At 43.9% G+C, this 15,699-nt stretch carries 21 protein-coding genes; 13 read left to right on the plus strand and 8 right to left on the minus strand.

The genetic code is table 11. The features are described from left to right. Positions 1-28: 28 nt before the first annotated feature. The 7 genes from AC0SAP_RS06410 (at position 29) to AC0SAP_RS06440 (ending at position 5,633) form a co-directional block, all read left to right on the plus strand. Complete coding sequence (locus tag AC0SAP_RS06410; RefSeq protein WP_473383481.1) at positions 29-1,276, plus strand: YihY/virulence factor BrkB family protein; 1,248 nt, start codon at positions 29-31, stop codon at positions 1,274-1,276. Next, the gene (locus tag AC0SAP_RS06415) at positions 1,273-1,728 is read left to right on the plus strand and encodes a YcgN family cysteine cluster protein (RefSeq protein ID WP_473383483.1); all 456 of its coding nucleotides are present in this window, start codon (positions 1,273-1,275) and stop codon (positions 1,726-1,728) included. Before AC0SAP_RS06410 ends, AC0SAP_RS06415 begins: the two co-directional genes overlap by 4 nt. 370 nt (positions 1,729-2,098) lie before the next feature. Beyond that, positions 2,099-2,611, plus strand: coding sequence for a cyclic pyranopterin monophosphate synthase MoaC (moaC, locus tag AC0SAP_RS06420; RefSeq protein WP_473383484.1), 513 nt, complete (start codon positions 2,099-2,101; stop codon positions 2,609-2,611). A gap of 74 nt (positions 2,612-2,685) precedes the next feature. Further along, positions 2,686-3,195, plus strand: coding sequence for a YceD family protein (locus AC0SAP_RS06425; protein ID WP_473383485.1), 510 nt, complete (start codon positions 2,686-2,688; stop codon positions 3,193-3,195). A 51-nt stretch (positions 3,196-3,246) separates the two neighbouring features. Next, entirely contained in the window at positions 3,247-3,441 is a 195-nt protein-coding gene (gene rpmF, locus AC0SAP_RS06430) for a 50S ribosomal protein L32 (protein ID WP_094567477.1), read from the plus strand. Positions 3,442-3,624: 183 nt separating this feature from the next. Further along, on the plus strand, positions 3,625-4,668 hold the full coding sequence (gene plsX / locus AC0SAP_RS06435; protein WP_435659251.1) for a phosphate acyltransferase PlsX: 1,044 nt from the start codon (positions 3,625-3,627) through the stop codon (positions 4,666-4,668). 11 nt (positions 4,669-4,679) lie between these two features. Next, on the plus strand, positions 4,680-5,633 hold the full coding sequence (locus AC0SAP_RS06440) for a beta-ketoacyl-ACP synthase III (RefSeq protein ID WP_094567476.1): 954 nt from the start codon (positions 4,680-4,682) through the stop codon (positions 5,631-5,633). Between the two features lie 265 nt (positions 5,634-5,898). On the opposite strand, the gene AC0SAP_RS06445 is transcribed toward AC0SAP_RS06440, so the two are convergent. From AC0SAP_RS06445 to AC0SAP_RS06465, 5 genes are all read right to left on the minus strand, one after another. Beyond that, entirely contained in the window at positions 5,899-6,168 is a 270-nt protein-coding gene (locus tag AC0SAP_RS06445; protein ID WP_473383487.1) for a hypothetical protein, read from the minus strand. Positions 6,169-6,455: 287 nt separating this feature from the next. Next, the gene (locus AC0SAP_RS06450) at positions 6,456-6,704 is read right to left on the minus strand and encodes a hypothetical protein (RefSeq protein ID WP_473383489.1); all 249 of its coding nucleotides are present in this window, start codon (positions 6,702-6,704) and stop codon (positions 6,456-6,458) included. A gap of 27 nt (positions 6,705-6,731) precedes the next feature. Beyond that, on the minus strand, positions 6,732-6,998 hold the full coding sequence (locus AC0SAP_RS06455) for a type II toxin-antitoxin system RelE family toxin (protein WP_094567475.1): 267 nt from the start codon (positions 6,996-6,998) through the stop codon (positions 6,732-6,734). Then, entirely contained in the window at positions 6,982-7,260 is a 279-nt protein-coding gene (gene relB / locus AC0SAP_RS06460) for a type II toxin-antitoxin system RelB family antitoxin (protein ID WP_473383490.1), read from the minus strand. Before relB ends, AC0SAP_RS06455 begins: the two co-directional genes overlap by 17 nt. Positions 7,261-7,635: 375 nt before the next feature. After that, complete coding sequence (locus AC0SAP_RS06465) at positions 7,636-8,043, minus strand: hypothetical protein (protein ID WP_473383492.1); 408 nt, start codon at positions 8,041-8,043, stop codon at positions 7,636-7,638. 177 nt (positions 8,044-8,220) lie between these two features. On the opposite strand from AC0SAP_RS06465, the gene fabD reads away from it, so the two are divergent. The 6 genes from fabD to priA all read left to right on the plus strand — a co-directional run bounded on the left by fabD (position 8,221) and on the right by priA (position 14,956). Further along, entirely contained in the window at positions 8,221-9,162 is a 942-nt protein-coding gene (gene fabD / locus AC0SAP_RS06470; protein ID WP_473383493.1) for an ACP S-malonyltransferase, read from the plus strand. Next, a complete protein-coding gene (locus AC0SAP_RS06475; protein ID WP_473383494.1) occupies positions 9,143-9,790 on the plus strand; it encodes an inner membrane-spanning protein YciB in 648 nt (215 codons plus the stop codon). Before fabD ends, AC0SAP_RS06475 begins: the two co-directional genes overlap by 20 nt. Positions 9,791-9,996: 206 nt before the next feature. Then, complete coding sequence (locus AC0SAP_RS06480; protein WP_286481422.1) at positions 9,997-10,272, plus strand: BolA family protein; 276 nt, start codon at positions 9,997-9,999, stop codon at positions 10,270-10,272. A 13-nt stretch (positions 10,273-10,285) separates the two neighbouring features. Further along, positions 10,286-11,167, plus strand: coding sequence for a peptidylprolyl isomerase (locus AC0SAP_RS06485; protein WP_473383496.1), 882 nt, complete (start codon positions 10,286-10,288; stop codon positions 11,165-11,167). 104 nt (positions 11,168-11,271) lie between these two features. Beyond that, positions 11,272-12,462 carry a protease SohB gene (gene sohB / locus AC0SAP_RS06490; protein WP_473383497.1) on the plus strand — a complete coding sequence of 397 codons (1,191 nt, stop codon included), beginning with the start codon at positions 11,272-11,274 and terminating at the stop codon, positions 12,460-12,462. Between the two features lie 235 nt (positions 12,463-12,697). Then, positions 12,698-14,956, plus strand: coding sequence for a replication restart helicase PriA (gene priA / locus AC0SAP_RS06495; protein WP_473383498.1), 2,259 nt, complete (start codon positions 12,698-12,700; stop codon positions 14,954-14,956). A 1-nt stretch (position 14,957) separates the two neighbouring features. On the opposite strand, the gene AC0SAP_RS06500 is transcribed toward priA, so the two are convergent. Genes AC0SAP_RS06500 through AC0SAP_RS06510 form a run of 3 tightly spaced genes read right to left on the minus strand, consistent with a single transcriptional unit; the run spans position 14,958 to position 15,677 of the window. Then, positions 14,958-15,203 carry a hypothetical protein gene (locus tag AC0SAP_RS06500; protein WP_473383500.1) on the minus strand — a complete coding sequence of 82 codons (246 nt, stop codon included), beginning with the start codon at positions 15,201-15,203 and terminating at the stop codon, positions 14,958-14,960. A 28-nt stretch (positions 15,204-15,231) separates the two neighbouring features. After that, on the minus strand, positions 15,232-15,387 hold the full coding sequence (locus AC0SAP_RS06505; RefSeq protein ID WP_473383501.1) for a hypothetical protein: 156 nt from the start codon (positions 15,385-15,387) through the stop codon (positions 15,232-15,234). 38 nt (positions 15,388-15,425) lie between these two features. Then, positions 15,426-15,677, minus strand: a complete 252-nt coding sequence (locus AC0SAP_RS06510; RefSeq protein WP_473383502.1) for a hypothetical protein — start codon at positions 15,675-15,677, stop codon at positions 15,426-15,428. Between the last annotated feature and the right edge of the window lie 22 nt (positions 15,678-15,699).

The following is a 15,699-nucleotide window of genomic DNA, read 5'->3' on the forward strand; positions in this document are numbered from 1 at the left end:
ATCTGTTTTTTTCTCATAAAAGGCATTTATGAAAGCATTCATTCAAAAGATAGAAGCCTGGCTCTGGTCTGAGACAGGTTCTTTTTTATTGTTACGCCGGGGATTACAGCTTCTCTATCGCATTGCAGTGCAATATAGCGAGGCCAATTTTAAAGAGCGGGCGCAAGCATTAACCTATACAACAATGCTCTCTCTAGTGCCATTGATGGCAATAACCTTCTCTATTTTAGCGGGCTTTGGTGTTCATAATGAGCTAGAACCACTCTTAAAGAGTGCGCTCTCCTTTTTAGGGGAGGAGAATGCTACAGATTTTGTCAATATTTTGATCGGCTTTGTAGAAAATACCCGCGGGATTATTCTTGGTGGTGTGGGATTATTAGTTCTTCTCTATACGGCGATTAACTTGATGACGACGATTGAATCCGCCTTTAATCGAATCTGGCGCGTGGCGAAAGGGCGCTCATTTAAGGAGCGATTGCTCTCCTATGTGGTGGTAATTCTGATCGGTCCGATCTTTGCTTTTATCGCTTTCTCTTTTCTCTCAAGCTCCATCGTTCTGCGTGTTACAGGTTTTGTGACCGATCCTGTGATCACCTTTTTATTAGGGCAATTTTTCACCATTGCCGTGGTAACCGTGGTGATTTGGCTTGCATATCTCTTTATCACCTTCCGTAAGGTGGATCTTATCCCGGCATTGATTGGTGCGCTGATTGCGGCAAATGCTTGGTACTTTATCGGTAAGCTCTTTACCCAATTTGTGGTGATGTCGGGGAAGCAGTCGCAGATCTATTCCGGTTTTGCCAGTGTTGTCCTCTTTATTATGTGGATGTATCTCTCTTGGCTCATCGTTCTGGTGGGGAGTCAGATCGCTTTCTATCTACAATTTAAATCACTGATAGCGCATGATGATGAGGTGAAGGTAAAACCGAGTCAGGTGGAGATTCGTCTCTGTCTTGAGGCGAAAGATACCGATCGTAATGAGTGGTTTGTTAAGCATCTTTCAAGTGAGTCGGTGGATATTTCGCCACCGGCGGTGGGTAAGGTGAGTTGTGGTGAGAATGGTCGGCAGGTTGAGTCGGTGATTACGCTCTCCCCAATGGAGAAAGATGTCGGGGTTCAGGTAACTGATCATCTTGAGATCTCAACAACCTCTTCGGGATCAAATGGTAAGGGCGGAAGTGGTGATCAATCGGCAAAAGAGGGATCAGTGAATAGATCTGAGAATGAATCAGCAGATGAATCAGCAGATGAGTCAGGTAATAGGGAGCAGAAGTGAGTCATCAACCCCCTTTTTGGGAAAAGCGATTAGAAGCATTGAGTTCGCAGGAGTGGGAAGCGCTCTGTGATGGTTGTGGGCTCTGTTGTCTTAACAAATTAGAAGATGAGGATGATGGGGAGATCTACTACACGCGAGTAGCCTGTAATCTCTTAGATCTTCAATCGGGCGCATGTCAGCACTATTGTGATCGTCATCAATATGTTCCTGAATGTATCTCTCTGCAGTTACAAGATATTGCCCAATTTCGTTGGTTGCCTCAAACCTGTGCTTATCGTCTACGGGCGGAAGGGCAATCTCTGCCGGCATGGCATCACTTGATCTCAGGAGATCGTTCTAAAGTACGGGAGATCTATCCCTTCCCTCAATTAGCGCTACTCCATGAATCGGCTTTAAAGGATAACGAATGTCTAGAAGATTTTATTATCGAGGAAATTACGCCCAATAAGTAGAGATGAATCGTTATTCGGTGATGAGAGAGTACCACACCGGTCATTGAGGATTGTCTATTGCCGGCATGCGATTTTTGGAAGCACGCAGTGGTAATCTCCGACAACTCAACAGCCCTTATAAAGATAAGAAATATTTCGGAAATCGAATGATTGCCACTTGCCGGCATGTAATTTATGGAAGCACGCAGTGGTGATCTCCGGCAACTCAACAAACACTGTTTTTCATTGTTTCACTCAATCAATCAAACTCATCCGCAATTGATCCGCTTTTTGGTTACAATATTGTTATTGTTGAAGTAATGAGACCGACAAGCGTAGAGTCTATCGGAAGATAAGTTCTTAATATGCTATTAATCAAGGAGATTAAGTGATGAAGAGAGATGAGGATCGTGTAGTGGAAGGCTCGTTAGTAGAGAAGCTGACCCACCTTAATGCCGATGGTGAGGCGCATATGGTGGATGTGAGTGATAAAGCCATTACAAAACGCCGGGCGATTACAAGTGGCGAAATTACAATGAGCGAAGAGGCATTCTCTGCCTTAGTAGAGGAGCGCGTTACGAAGGGGAATGTCTTGGGTGTTGCCCGAATCGCGGCGATTCAAGCGGCAAAACGAACGGCGGATCTTATCCCGCTCTGCCATCCCCTTCCACTGACAAAGGTGAATGTGGAATTTACCCTTAAACCGGAGAGAAAGAGCGTCATCGCTACGGTAGAGGTGGTTACCAATGGTGTTACCGGCGTGGAGATGGAGGCTTTAACGGCAACATCTGTTGCGTTACTGACCATTTATGATATGTTAAAGGCCATTGATAAACGAATGGTGATCTCCGATATCGCCCTTGATCGAAAAACAGGTGGCAAGAGCGGGGACTTTATTCGTTAGTGCGAACTGATTTATTGCAAAAATTTGCGCAATAGATTACTATATCCCTCTTTTATTAGAATTGATGGTGTTCTTTGAATTACTCTACATTAACCATATGGCAGGCCATTGATCAACGTCTCGTTGTTGAAAATGTACGATTACCGAAAAAACTCTTTCCCCGATTAGAGGAAGCGGTTGAAAAGGTCAATGGTGATATTGTTGTGTCTTTTGAGGCAGGCCTCGATGAGAGTCAACATAAATGCATTGTTGGACATGCGTTCGTCAATGTCGATGTTGAATGTCAACGTTGCCTTGAGCCGTTCCCGTTTGATCTGGATGTCGATTTTCGATGGCTTCCTGTCAAAAGTGAATATGAAGCAGAGCTAGTAGGGGATGATGCTGATGTCATTATTATTGAAGATGTCGATATCATTAGCTTCTTATATCATCTTGAAGATGAGTTATTGATGGCATTGCCGATCATACCTTACCATGCGGATGATGAGCCTTGCGAAGGACGTGAGTTTTTAAAGAATCAAGAGCTGCCAGAAGAAGAGGAGAAGAAGAATCCTTTTGCTGTTCTGTCAGATCTATTGGATTAGGTAGATCTTTCTATCACTTGAAAGAATATAGTTTAATTAGGAGTAGTTAAAATGGCTGTACAAAAATCGAAGGTAACTCGTTCAAAAAGAGGAATGCGTCGTGCGCATGATTTCTTAACTTCACGCCCAGTAAGCATCGATAAGACTTCAGGAGAGATGCATTTACGTCACCACGTAACTGCTGATGGTTTCTATCGTGGCCGTAAAGTTATCACTAAAAACGAACAAGTTGTCGATCAAGAATAATCTTTAACGACTGTTAGAGGTTGATAGACATATATCGGAAAACCTACGCCTTGTCTTGTTCGAAGATAGCGTAGGTTTTTTATTATGAGTTTCTCTCCTATTTCCCCGCAATTGAGTAGTGATGGCAGAGCGGGATGAGAATCTGTTATCAGTTGATGTTAAAAATTAGGAATCAGCAACGTGATTAAGAGCAATCAAGTGCCTGTAAAGCTCGCAGTAGACATGATGAGTGGTGACAATGGCGCACCAGAGTATATCCCCGCAGTTGTGAGTGCGTTAAATGCACATGATAATCTTTCTGTCCTTGCTGTCGGAAAAGAGGATGTTTTACAGCCCCTTTTAGCAGATCAGCCCCACTTTAAATCAGGTCGAATCACTATTGTGCCGGCAACAGAAGTGGTGGAGATGGATGATGCACCCCAAAGTGCGCTTCGTAATAAGAAGGATTCATCGATGCGTGTTGCCATCAATTGCGTTAAAGCAGGCGAGGCCGATGCTGCAATGTCTGCCGGAAATACTGGGGCGCTCTTAGCAACGGCAAAATTTGTCTTAAAGACACTTCCTGGCATTATGCGTCCGGCAATTTGTACTTCGATCCCTTCACTTCGTGAGCGTGGTTATGTACATCTTTTAGATCTCGGTGCGAATGTGGATGTAACCCCTGAGCATCTCTACCAATTTGCGGTGATGGGTTCACTCCTCTCTTCAGTGGTCAGTGGCGATCCGGCGCCTAAAGTCTCTTTAATGAATATTGGGACAGAAGCGATGAAGGGGAATGAGTTAGTGCGAGGAACGGTTCCGCTAATGGAGGGATCAGATCTTAACTATATCGGCTTTACAGAGCCCGATGGGATCTTCTTTGATGATGTTGATGTGATAGTCTCCGATGGTTTTACCGGCAATATTGCACTAAAAACATTGGAAGGGACAGTGAAGATGATTGTCCAGCAGCTAGGAAACTCCTTTAAGAAGAATCTTCTTACAAAATGTGCGGCAGTTGTCTCAATGCCGGTTTTAAAAGATCTTAAAAATAGAATGGATCCTCGTAAACATAATGGTGCAAGTCTCTTAGGTTTACGCGGAATTGTTGTAAAATCACATGGGAATGCAGATCGTATCTCTTTTCAAAATGCGATAGAGATATCTGTTAAGCTTGTAGAGCAACAAATAATTGATAAGATGAGAAAACAATTTGAAACTGCGGAGAATCAGCAGTCAAACGAATAGGTTGGATAAGGATGAATTCAAGAATAATCGGAACTGGGCAATATTTGCCAAAAAATATTGTGACAAATGAGCAATTGTCCAAAACTGTTGATACAACGCATGAGTGGATTGTAGAGCGGACTGGAATCTGCCAGCGCCATATTGCCGATGAGAGCGATACAACAGCGGGTTTAGCATATGAAGCTGCGAAACAAGCTTTGCAAGATGCCAATATTGATGCAGATGAACTAGATTTGATTGTTCTTGCAACAACAACGCCTGATCAGACATATCCATCAACAGCAACATTAGTGCAGGATATGTTGGGAAATCACCATGCAGCTTCCTTCGATATTAGTGCAGCTTGTTCAGGATTTATCTACGCTTTAGCAATTGCCGATAACTTTATTAAAGCAGGCTCTGCGAAAAAAGCGATGGTGATCGGTTCTGAGATCTATTCTCGCGTGCTCGATTGGAGTGATCGGACCACCTGTGTTCTCTTTGGAGATGGTGCTGCAGCTGTGATCCTTGAGGCAACAGAGGAAGAGGGAATTATCTCCACCCATATTCATGCAGATGGTGCGTATAAAGATCTTCTCTCAGTGAAGAAGAGCGTAATCTCGCGTGAAGATGTCTATCCTTATGTACAGATGAAGGGGAATGAAGTATTTCGTCATGCTGTGACAAAGTTGCATGAGATTGTTGATGAGACCTTAACGGCGGCAAACTTAACCGGGTCTGATATCGACTGGTTAATTCCGCATCAGGCGAATTTAAGAATTATGACGGCAACAGCAAAACGTGCCGGCATGCCTCTAGAGAAGATGATTATCACCGTTGATCAACATGCGAACACCTCTGCGGCAAGTATTCCTTTAGCGCTCGATGTTGCGCGTAAAGATGGTCGCGTGAAGAAGGGGGATCTTGTTCTCATGGAAGCGTTCGGTGGCGGCTTCACCTGGGGTTCAGCTTTAGTGAGAATGTAGAGTTAAAGTAGGTCGATATCGCAATATCGATCTCAATCTTCAATATCAATCTTCAATTTTGATTTCGTATCATAGAAAAAGGTTTTAAACGAAAGTGTTTAAAACCTTTTTTGTTTTGAATGAATCATTCTTAAGAGAGGGTATGGAGCGGCGGGAACCGACCATTTTATTCTTATAACCGATGCATGCCCGCGGTTTGGCATCAATGATGCCCATTGCCGGCGCGCGATATATGGAAAAACGCGATAGTAAGGACCGGCACCGTTCAGCCTTTTTTATTCCAAAAAATAACTGATGATAGAAGATCATCAACTGCCGGCACGCTATTAATGTAAGAACGCGATGGTAATCTCCGGCAACTCATCGGCTTCTTTTGCTTCAATGGATTATTCTTCTGATTCTTAAGAGGATCTGTTGAGAGGCGGGAACCGACCATTTCGTTCTTATAACCGGTGCATGCCCGCCATTCGGCATCAATGATGCCATACTTGCCGGCGCACGATATATGGAAAAACGTGATAGTGAGGACCGGCATCGTTCAGCCTTTTTTATTTCAAAAAATAACTGATGATATAAGATCAACTGCCGGCACGCTATTAATGTAAGAACGCGATGGTGATCTCCGGCAACTCAACAGCCTCTTTTGTTTCAATGGATTATTCTTCTGGTTCTTAAGAGAGTTTGTTGAGAGGCGGGAGCTTACTATTTCGTTCTTATAACCCCTGCATGCCCGCCATTCGGCATCAATGATGCCATACTTGCCGGCGCGCGATATATGGAAGAACGCGATAGTGAGGACCGGCACCGTTCAGCCTTTTCATTTCAAAAAATAACTGATGATATAAGATCAACTGCCGGCGCGCGATATATGGAAGAACGCGATAGTAAGGACCGGCAATTCATCAGCCTCTTTTGTTTCAATGGATTATTATTATGATTCTTAAGAGGGTCTGTTGAGCGGCGGGAACCGACGATTTCATTCTTATAACCGATGCATGCCCGCGGTTTGGCATCAATGATGCCCATTGCCGGTGCGTAGCCTCTGGAAGCATGCAGGACGATTTCCGGCAATTTAATAGCTTCTTTTTATATGATTAGTTATCTATAAACTTTCTTTCGATGCCCGATAAAGAGTGCCAGAATCGTTAGTTGATTATCTTGCATATCACAGATAATTCTGTAATCGCCGACTCGATAGCGCCACAGGTTTTTAAAATTTCCCTGTAGTGCTTTTCCCCTTACTCTAGGGTCGTCTAATTGAGCGATTTGTAGTTCTAAGGTATCTACAATACGTTTGGCATGAGTTTTATCGATCTTTTTTAGTGCTTTTAAAGCATTATCAGAATATTTAACTTTCCAGACCAAGTCTTCTTCTCACTTCTTTACTGCTATGTGTCGACTCTTGACCTTGATGAATACGTTCTAGAATTTGTTCAGCTATCTGAGCTTCCTCGATATCGGTAATATGTTCTAAAAGAGCTTCTTTAACATATTCTTCCTCACTGATGCCGGCTTTATGAGCTAAAGCTGTTAATCGTGTAGAGAGCTCTTCAGGTAGTTCTATCGCTAACATCTTTCCCCTCTTCATGATAAATAATCCTTTTGATTTTAGTTGATCTTTTTCCATTGTGGGAAATTCGCCATTGAAATTCAATAGACTTCTCTTTATGCCTCTCAATTCTTCTACATTGTTATGACAGCATGCAGGGGTAATCACCGACAACTCATCAGCTCTTTTCGTTTTAATCAATCATTCTTAAGAGGGGTTCTGGAGCGGCGGGAACCGACCATTTCATTCTTATAACCGATGCATGCCCGCCATTGGGCATCTTTGCTACCCAGAAAAGTTGATTTTTAGACACTGCGCTAACGAACGATAGAAGATTGTTCCTTGCCGGCACGCTATTAATGTAAGAACGCGATGGTATTCTCCGGCAATTCAACAGCCTATTTTGTTTTGATGAATCATTCTTAAGTGGGTTTCTGGAGCGGCGGGAGCCGACTATTTCATTCTTATGACTTCTGCATGCCCGCCATTCGGCATCTTCGATGCCGGGGATAAGATTGTTAAAGTAGCGATACTTGCCGGCGCGGAATATATGGAAAAACGCGATAGTGAGAACCGGCAACTCATCGGCCTCTTTTGCTTCAATGGATTATTCTTCTGATTCTTAAGAGGATCTGTTGAGAGGCGGGAACCGACCATTTCATTCTTATAACTAGAGCATGCCCGCCATTCGGCATCAATGATGCCCATTGCCGGCGCGGAATATATGGAAAAACGTGATAGTGAGGACCGGCATCGTTCAGCCTTTTTTATTTCAAAAAACAATTGATGATAGAAGATCATCAACTGTCGGCGCGGGATGGGTGGGAACATGTAGGGCGATTCCCGGTAATTCAATAGCATTTTTTCACTCAATAAGATTCCAGCTCAAAAATGTTATTAATCAACTAAAAATTGTGATTGTAATTGTCGATAGCGCTATTTCTGATAAAAAGGTAGAATTGGGAAGATAAATTAAAATCGAGAGGGAGTTCCTGATGGAGCTCTCTACTTTATGTATTTAATAAGAGAGAAAATAAAATGAGTGAAATAAATCGTACATTAGCATTTGTCTTTCCTGGTCAAGGTTCACAAAGCACCGGAATGATTGCCGACCTTTTAGATCATCCACTTGTTGTTGAGACCTTACAGGATGCCGATGATGCATTAGGATTTTCACTATCAGAAATTATTCGTTCAGGAGATGCTGATCAATTAGGCAAAACAGAGATCACTCAACCTACGATCTTAACGGTTAGTATCGCGCTTTGGCGTGTTTGGTGCGCAGAAAATGGCGCAAAACCTGCCTATCTTGCCGGCCATAGTTTAGGTGAATATAGTGCGTTAGTGGCAAGTGGCGTTTTAGCATTTAAAGATGCGGTTAAATTGGTCCATCAACGTGGTCTCTTTATGCAGGAAGCTGTTCCTGTTGGAACGGGTGCAATGGCGGCAGTATTAGGATTAGATGATGATGCCGTAAGAGCCGTTTGTCATGATTCTGAAAAAGCAGGTATCGTCGCTGCCGTTAACTTTAACTCACCCGGTCAAGTGGTCATTGCCGGTGAAAAGGCGGCGGTAGAAGCGGCTTGTGAGCTTGCAAAAGAGCGTGGAGCGCGTCGCGCACTTCTGCTCCCTGTCTCTGTTCCTTCCCACTCAATTTTGATGAAGCCAGCGGCTGAGCAGTTAGCGACAGTGCTCGATGATATGCTGCTCTCTGCACCAAAAGAGATTGTGATCCATAATGTGGATGTGAGCGCTCACCGTGATGTAGAAGAGATTAAAGAGGCGCTTATCAGCCAACTCTATGAACCTGTTCGTTGGACAGAGACGATCGAATACCTTGCGCGCGAAGGGGTTACTACGATCGTAGAGTGTGGTCCAGGTAAGGTATTGACCGGTCTTATCCGCCGTATCGACAAATCCTTGACCACTTACAATGTGTTAGATGGAGGAACTCTCGAGAGTGTTATCAAAGAAATCTAATATCCCCCAAATTCTCTTAGGGGCGTGTACCGCGATCTTTTTAGGGACCTATCTCTTCTTTGGTCGCGATCTTGTTCTTGCAACAAAAGCATTGGTCTATAGCTCGGCAATTGCGCTACTTGTTTCAGGACTCTTCTTCCGGCAATCGATGCGCCGTAATGATTGGTTAATCCTCTCGGCAACATTGATCTTCGGAACGATGACCATTGTCTTCGATAATGAGGTCTTTATTCAGTGGCGTACTTCGATTGTCAATATTTTGATTGCTATCGGTCTTGTGGGCATGTTCTATCTGAAAAAATCCCCCATTAAGATGATCTTTGGAAAGGCGCTAGATATTGAACTGCCGGAGCATGAGTGGCTACGAACCAATCTTTGGTGGGCTGCCTATATGTTGGTGATGGCCGTGCTCAATGCCGTGATTATTCTCTTAGGACTCTCCTCAGAAGTCTGGATGAGCTTCAAGATGGTGATCAATCCGCTTCTCACCTTTGTATTAGCGATTCTCTTGATGGTGCATCTTGTTAAAAAAGGGAAGCATTATGAAGCGATTAAGCGTTCTGAAGTGGAAGCTGCCGATGATAAGAGCCATCTCTTAGTAGAGAGTGAGCGTGATAAGAAATCATAGGAATTAAGTGGTTATAAGCAGTTATAAGCAGTTATAAGCAGTTACATTTTAATCAAATATGTTTTGATCAGAGATATAGCGATCAGAGATATAACATATATCGACCTATATTTATGTAGTTATGTAGTTACGTAGTTACATATTGACTATTTATGTATTCGTATCTTTATGTCGATTACATTATTGAGGGATTTTGAGATAAAAAGATGAATAATCAAGCAAGATTAGATAAAATTAGAGACTTATTGACTGAGGCCTTAGCACCGACCTCTCTTGAGATTATCGATGATAGTCATCTCCATGCCGGTCATGCCGGTGCGCGAGGGGGTGCAGGTCACTTTACAGTAAAGATCGATTCACCAAAATTTGTGGGTCTGCCACTTTTAAAGCAGCATCGATTGGTGTATCAAGCATTAGATACCATGATGGATCGTGATATCCATGCATTAAGTATTCAAATTACGACTCAACAACCGAAATAAGGGAAGAGTAGCAATGAAAAATTTATTCAAAAAGACATTATTAACCGCAGCATTGATGGGAGCATTTTCTGTCGTTGCCATGGCAGATGAGGCACAGCCTGTTGCTATTGAAGCGGAAGTTGTATCAGAGGGTTATCAATTACAAGACCCTGTGGCAACAGTCAATGGAAAAGAGGTTTCTAAAGCGGAATTAGAGAACTTTTTACTCCTCTCTCAAGGTGTTGAAGTCGATGAGGTAGAGAGCCCAGAAGTTGCGGTACAACTCGTTAAACTTCTTGGTACACAAGATGCTTTAGCAGAAGAAGCAAAGAAGCGTGGACTCGATAAAGATGAAAATTATCAATTAAAGATGCGTCTTATCGGTGATCTCTTCTTAGCGGATCTTCTCTTCCAAAATATGCTCGATAAGGGTGAGATTACTCAAGAAGAGCTCAAAGCACAATATGATGCAATGGTAGCTCAAATTGAGCAGACTGAGTATCAAGCATCTCATATCTTAGTTGACTCTGAAGAGGAAGCGAATGGGATTATCGAAGATATCAAGAGTGGTAAAACAACTTTTGCAGAAGCGGCAAAAGAGAAATCACTCGATCCAGCAACCGCTGCACGTGATGGTAGCATCGGTGGTTGGTTCCGCCTCTCAATGATGGATCCAAGTTTTGGTGAAGCATTGAAAGGAATGGAGAAAGGGAAGATGAGCGAAACGCCTGTTGAATCCCAATTTGGTTACCATATTATTGTTTTAGATGATGTGCGTGATTTAGATCTTGAGATCAAACCATTTGATGAGTTAGATGAAGAGACTAAATTACAGTTAGCACAACCACTCTTCCAAAAATATGTGGAAGAAGTTCAAGAGAAAGTGAATGTTGAGCTACCAGAAGCAAAACAGTAACGATCTTATCGTTGATCTGTAGTTCGCCCCAATAATGGGGCGCTCTGTAATGACCTGATCCTCTCCGAGAGGTTTCAGGTCTTTTTGTTCATTAGGGTTAATTGATGGCATATTTTTTTGAGTTTATTCTTTTTGTGGCGAAGACCGGCACGATTATTGTCGCCTTTATTGTGGCGCTTCTCTTTTTAGCCTCTCTGCGTAATAATCAGCAGCAATCGGGAGGCAAGATCGAGTTTAAAGATCTTGGAGAGCGTTATCAGCAGATCAAAGAGGGTTTTTTAGAGTTTAAACATAGCGATCTTGATGATAAAGATTTTAAGGCGGAGCTTGAGCGAGAGGAATCTCGAGAGAAGCAAGCAGAAGCTTTAGAGAATGCATCAGAATCGGCAGCAGAATCGGCATCTGAAGAGAGATCTGAAACCGTATCTGAAACGGCCCCTGAAAATATTGTGAAAGAGGGTAAAGAGGATAAAGAGGGCGATCAGCGTGATAAACGTGATAAGAAATCGCAAGTTTCAAAAGCCCCTTTCTGGCAGTTTTGGAAGCGTGAGAAAGAGAAGAGCAAGCCCAAAAAGGCTGAGACGCTCTATGTATTGGAATTTGATGGGGATATCCAAGCGGAAGAGGTGCGTAGTCTACGCGAGGAGGTCTCCGCGCTATTGCAGATTGCAGAGAAAGGGGATGAGGTATTGATTCGTCTTAAGAGCCCCGGCGGCGCAGTCAATGGTTATGGTTTAGCTGCCTCACAATTAGTGCGTATTCGCGATAAAGGGCTCCATTTAACGGTGGCAGTGGATGAAGTGGCCGCTAGTGGTGGTTACTTAATGGCCTCTGTTGCGCATAAGATCTTAGCAGCGCCTTTTGCTATTGTTGGCTCCATCGGTGTGGTGGCAGAGATGCCCAATTTCCATAAACTATTGGAGAAATATAATATCGACTATGAGCAATTTACTGCAGGTGAGTATAAGCGCACGGTCTCGATGTTTGGTGAGAATAGTGAAGCGGCAAAAGAGAAGTTCCGTGCCGAACTCAATGAGATTCACCATATTTTTAAAGATTTTGTCCAACAATATCGTCCACAGCTTGAGATTGAGCAGATCGCAACGGGAGAGTATTGGCTTGCGGTTAAAGCGCTAGAACTCGGTTTAGTGGATGAGTTGAAGACGAGTGATTCCTATATCTTAGAATCGATGAAGAATAAAAATGTCTACACGATTCAATATGTGGAGAAGAGCTCTGTTCGTCAAGGACTCTCCCGCTTCTTAACCCGTATTATGAAGCGAATTCCCTTCTAATATAGTGATATTGAAATGATATTGAAGGGATAGTGAAGGGATATTTTAAGTATTCGTGAGATAGAAAAGAGCAAGCCGGCAAGAGCGTAAAAGTGCTCTTTCGCCGGTGAAAATAGAGATCAACCCCAATAGCGATTATAATGGTGCGTTATTGGGGTTTTTTATGAGCTGAGTTGTACTGTCAGCGTTGATCATTAAGATCAGGGTAGTAGGTAGAGAGAAGGTAGAGGATAGAATGGCTGAGAAGCGCATTAGAGAAGCGAGCGTAGAAGCGGCGGAACGGGTAATAGAAGTGGCGCTGCCTTGTCCACTTCATCGCACCTTTGAGTATCTTGCTACTGATACTTTTATCGAAGATGAGGCGGAGAGCGCTTCCCCAAAAAAGATCAGTCCCACCGTTGGAATGCGAGTTGCCGTTAATTTTGCGCGTCGGGAGATGATCGGAATGATTGTAGCAGTCAAAGAGGAGAGCGATTATCCTCGTGAGAAGTTGAAACCGATATCGATGCTCCTCGATGAGATGCCCATTATTGGCCCCCATCTTTTGAGCCTAGCTGAGAGAATTGCCCACTACTACCACGCGCCGTTAGGAGAGGTTTTACAACTCTTTCTTCCTACTCCTCTACGACAAGGGCGACCACTCTATGTTGCGGAAGATTGCTATCAGATCACCGATGCCGGCATTGCGTGGCGCGAAGATGTGCAAAATCGTGCTTCAAGAGCTAAAATTGCGATTCTTAACTTCTTCGAAGAAGGGCAACGTTATAGTGAAGCGGCGATTTTAGCCCAATTTCCTAATTTTAAAAATCATCGTCGTGCGCTCTTAGAGAGTGCTCTACTTCTGCGTGAAGCCGATCTCGATTGTGAGCCTTCTCCGGCGAAACCGCCATCAGAAGAGCCTCCGTTACAATTAACGACCGCGCAGCAGCATATTGTGGATGATATTGTGGCCAATAGACCGCCTCTCTCCTTTATTGAGGGAGTGACAGGCTCAGGGAAAACAGCTGTCTATACAGAGATCGCGCGTCATCATCTGGCAAAAGGGGAGCAGGTTTTGATGTTAGTGCCGGAGATCGGCTTAACGCCTCAATTTGTCAGTCGCATAGAGTCTGCATTATCGGTTCGTGTTGCCGTGATTCACTCTCAGCTGAGTGATAATGAGCGTCTAGAGGCGTGGCGTAATGCTGCATTAGGGCGGATCGATCTGCTTATCGGTACCCGTTCAGCACTCTTTACACCCTTTGCGCGTCTTGGTTTGATGATTATCGATGAGGCGCATGATAGCTCCTATATTCAGCGAGATGGTGTTCGTTACTCTGCTCATAATAGTGCGATTTGGCGGGCTCATTTTGAAAAGATTCCGCTGGTGATGGGGAGTGCAACACCTACTTATGAGAGTGTTCGTAATATTGCAGAAGGACGCTTTAGCTATTATCAGCTTCCAGAGCGAGTAAGTGGTGCAATGCCGGAGTGGGAGATTATCGATCTCAATGAGGAGAAGAACTATGATGGGATTACAACGCGGGTTTTAGATGAGATTGAGGCGACGATTGCACGGAAAGAGCAGGTATTGATCTTTCTTAATCGGCGTGGATTCTCTCCTGTTTTAACCTGTCTCGATTGTGGCAAGATTGAGGAGTGCCATCACTGTAGTAGTTATCTCAATTTCCATCGCACCACCGGGATGCTTCATTGCCATCATTGTGGGACGCGCTATCCTTATCCTAAAGTTTGTAGTGCTTGTGGTGGCACGCACTTTAAGGAGTTAGGAGCAGGCACACAGAAGATTGAAAAAGCATTAACCGATGCATTTCCTTTAGCGAGTGTTTTACGTTTTGATCGGGATAATGTTCGCAATAGTCGGGAGTTAGTGGAGAACTTAACCCAGATCGGGGAGCAATCAGCCGATATCATTGTGGGCACACAGATGTTAGCAAAGGGGCATGATTTTCCCAATATCACTTTAGTGGTTCTTCTCAATAGTGATGGGCTCTTCTTCGCCAATGATTTTCGGGCAGATGAGAAGTTAGCGCAGCTCTTGATGCAGGTTTCAGGGCGAGCAGGGCGAGGGGAGAAGAGAGGAAAGGTTTTAGTTCAGACGATGTTTCCTGATAATGCCCTCTTTCATCAGTTACCTAAGATCGGTTATCAAGCTTATGCACAAGAGGCGCTTGAGGTGCGGCAGATTCTCAATCTTCCGCCTTACTCCTATCAGATCTTAATTCAGGTAGAAGCGAGAAGTGAGTCGGAAGCGACTTCATATCTCGAAGGGTTACTCAATCATATTGAGCCAGATCCTCAAGTTGAGATCACCCCAGTGATGCCCAATAACCTTAAACGCCGGCAAGGATTCTATCGGGTACATGTGATCCTTCAATCGGAGAAGCGAAGTGCTCTGCATCGAATGGCATACCAAATTCGCCGTCTCTATGAAGCGAATATTCGCTCCAATATTCGCCTCTTAATCGAGGTTGACCCCATCGACTTCACCTAAATCATTTTGGCTCAATAAGAAGGTTTTTGGAGCCGCGGGAGCCAACCATTTCGTTCTTTTCACTCATGCATGCCCGCTTATTGGCATCTTTGATGGCAACTGCCGGCGCGTGATTTGGGGAAGCGTGCGGTAGTGAGGCCCGGCAACGTTCAGCCTCTTTTGTTTTAAGAAAGAGTCGCAATAGAAGATTGCCTCTTGCCGGCATGCAGCTTTTGGAAGCATGCAGTAGTAATCTCCGGCAACTCAACAGCTCTCTTTGTTTTAATTAATTTCGGTTAATCATTCTTATGATTCTTAAGAGAAGCCGTTGAAGGGCGGGAGCCAACCATTTCGTTCTTTTCACTCATGCATGTCCGCCTATTGGCATTTTCGATGCCAACTGCCGGCGCGTGATTTGGGGAAGCGAACGATAGTGAGGACCGGCAACTCAACAGCTCTTTTTGTTTCAATTAATTTCAATTAATTTCAGTTAATCATTCTGATGATTCTTAAGAGAAGCTGTTGAAGGGCGGGAGCCGACCATTTCATTCTTTTCATTCATGCATGCCCGCTTATTGGCATCTTTGATGGCAACTGCCGGCGCGTGATTTGGGGAAGCGAGCGATAGTGAGGCCCGGCAACGTTCAGCCTCTTTTTTTTTAAGAAATAGTCGCAATAGAAGATTGCCTCTTGCCGGCATGCAGCTTTTGGAAGCATGCAGTAGTAATCTCCGGCAACTCAACAGCTCTCTTTGTTTTAATTAA

The organism is Ignatzschineria sp. PL_is040 (assembly GCF_055813795.1).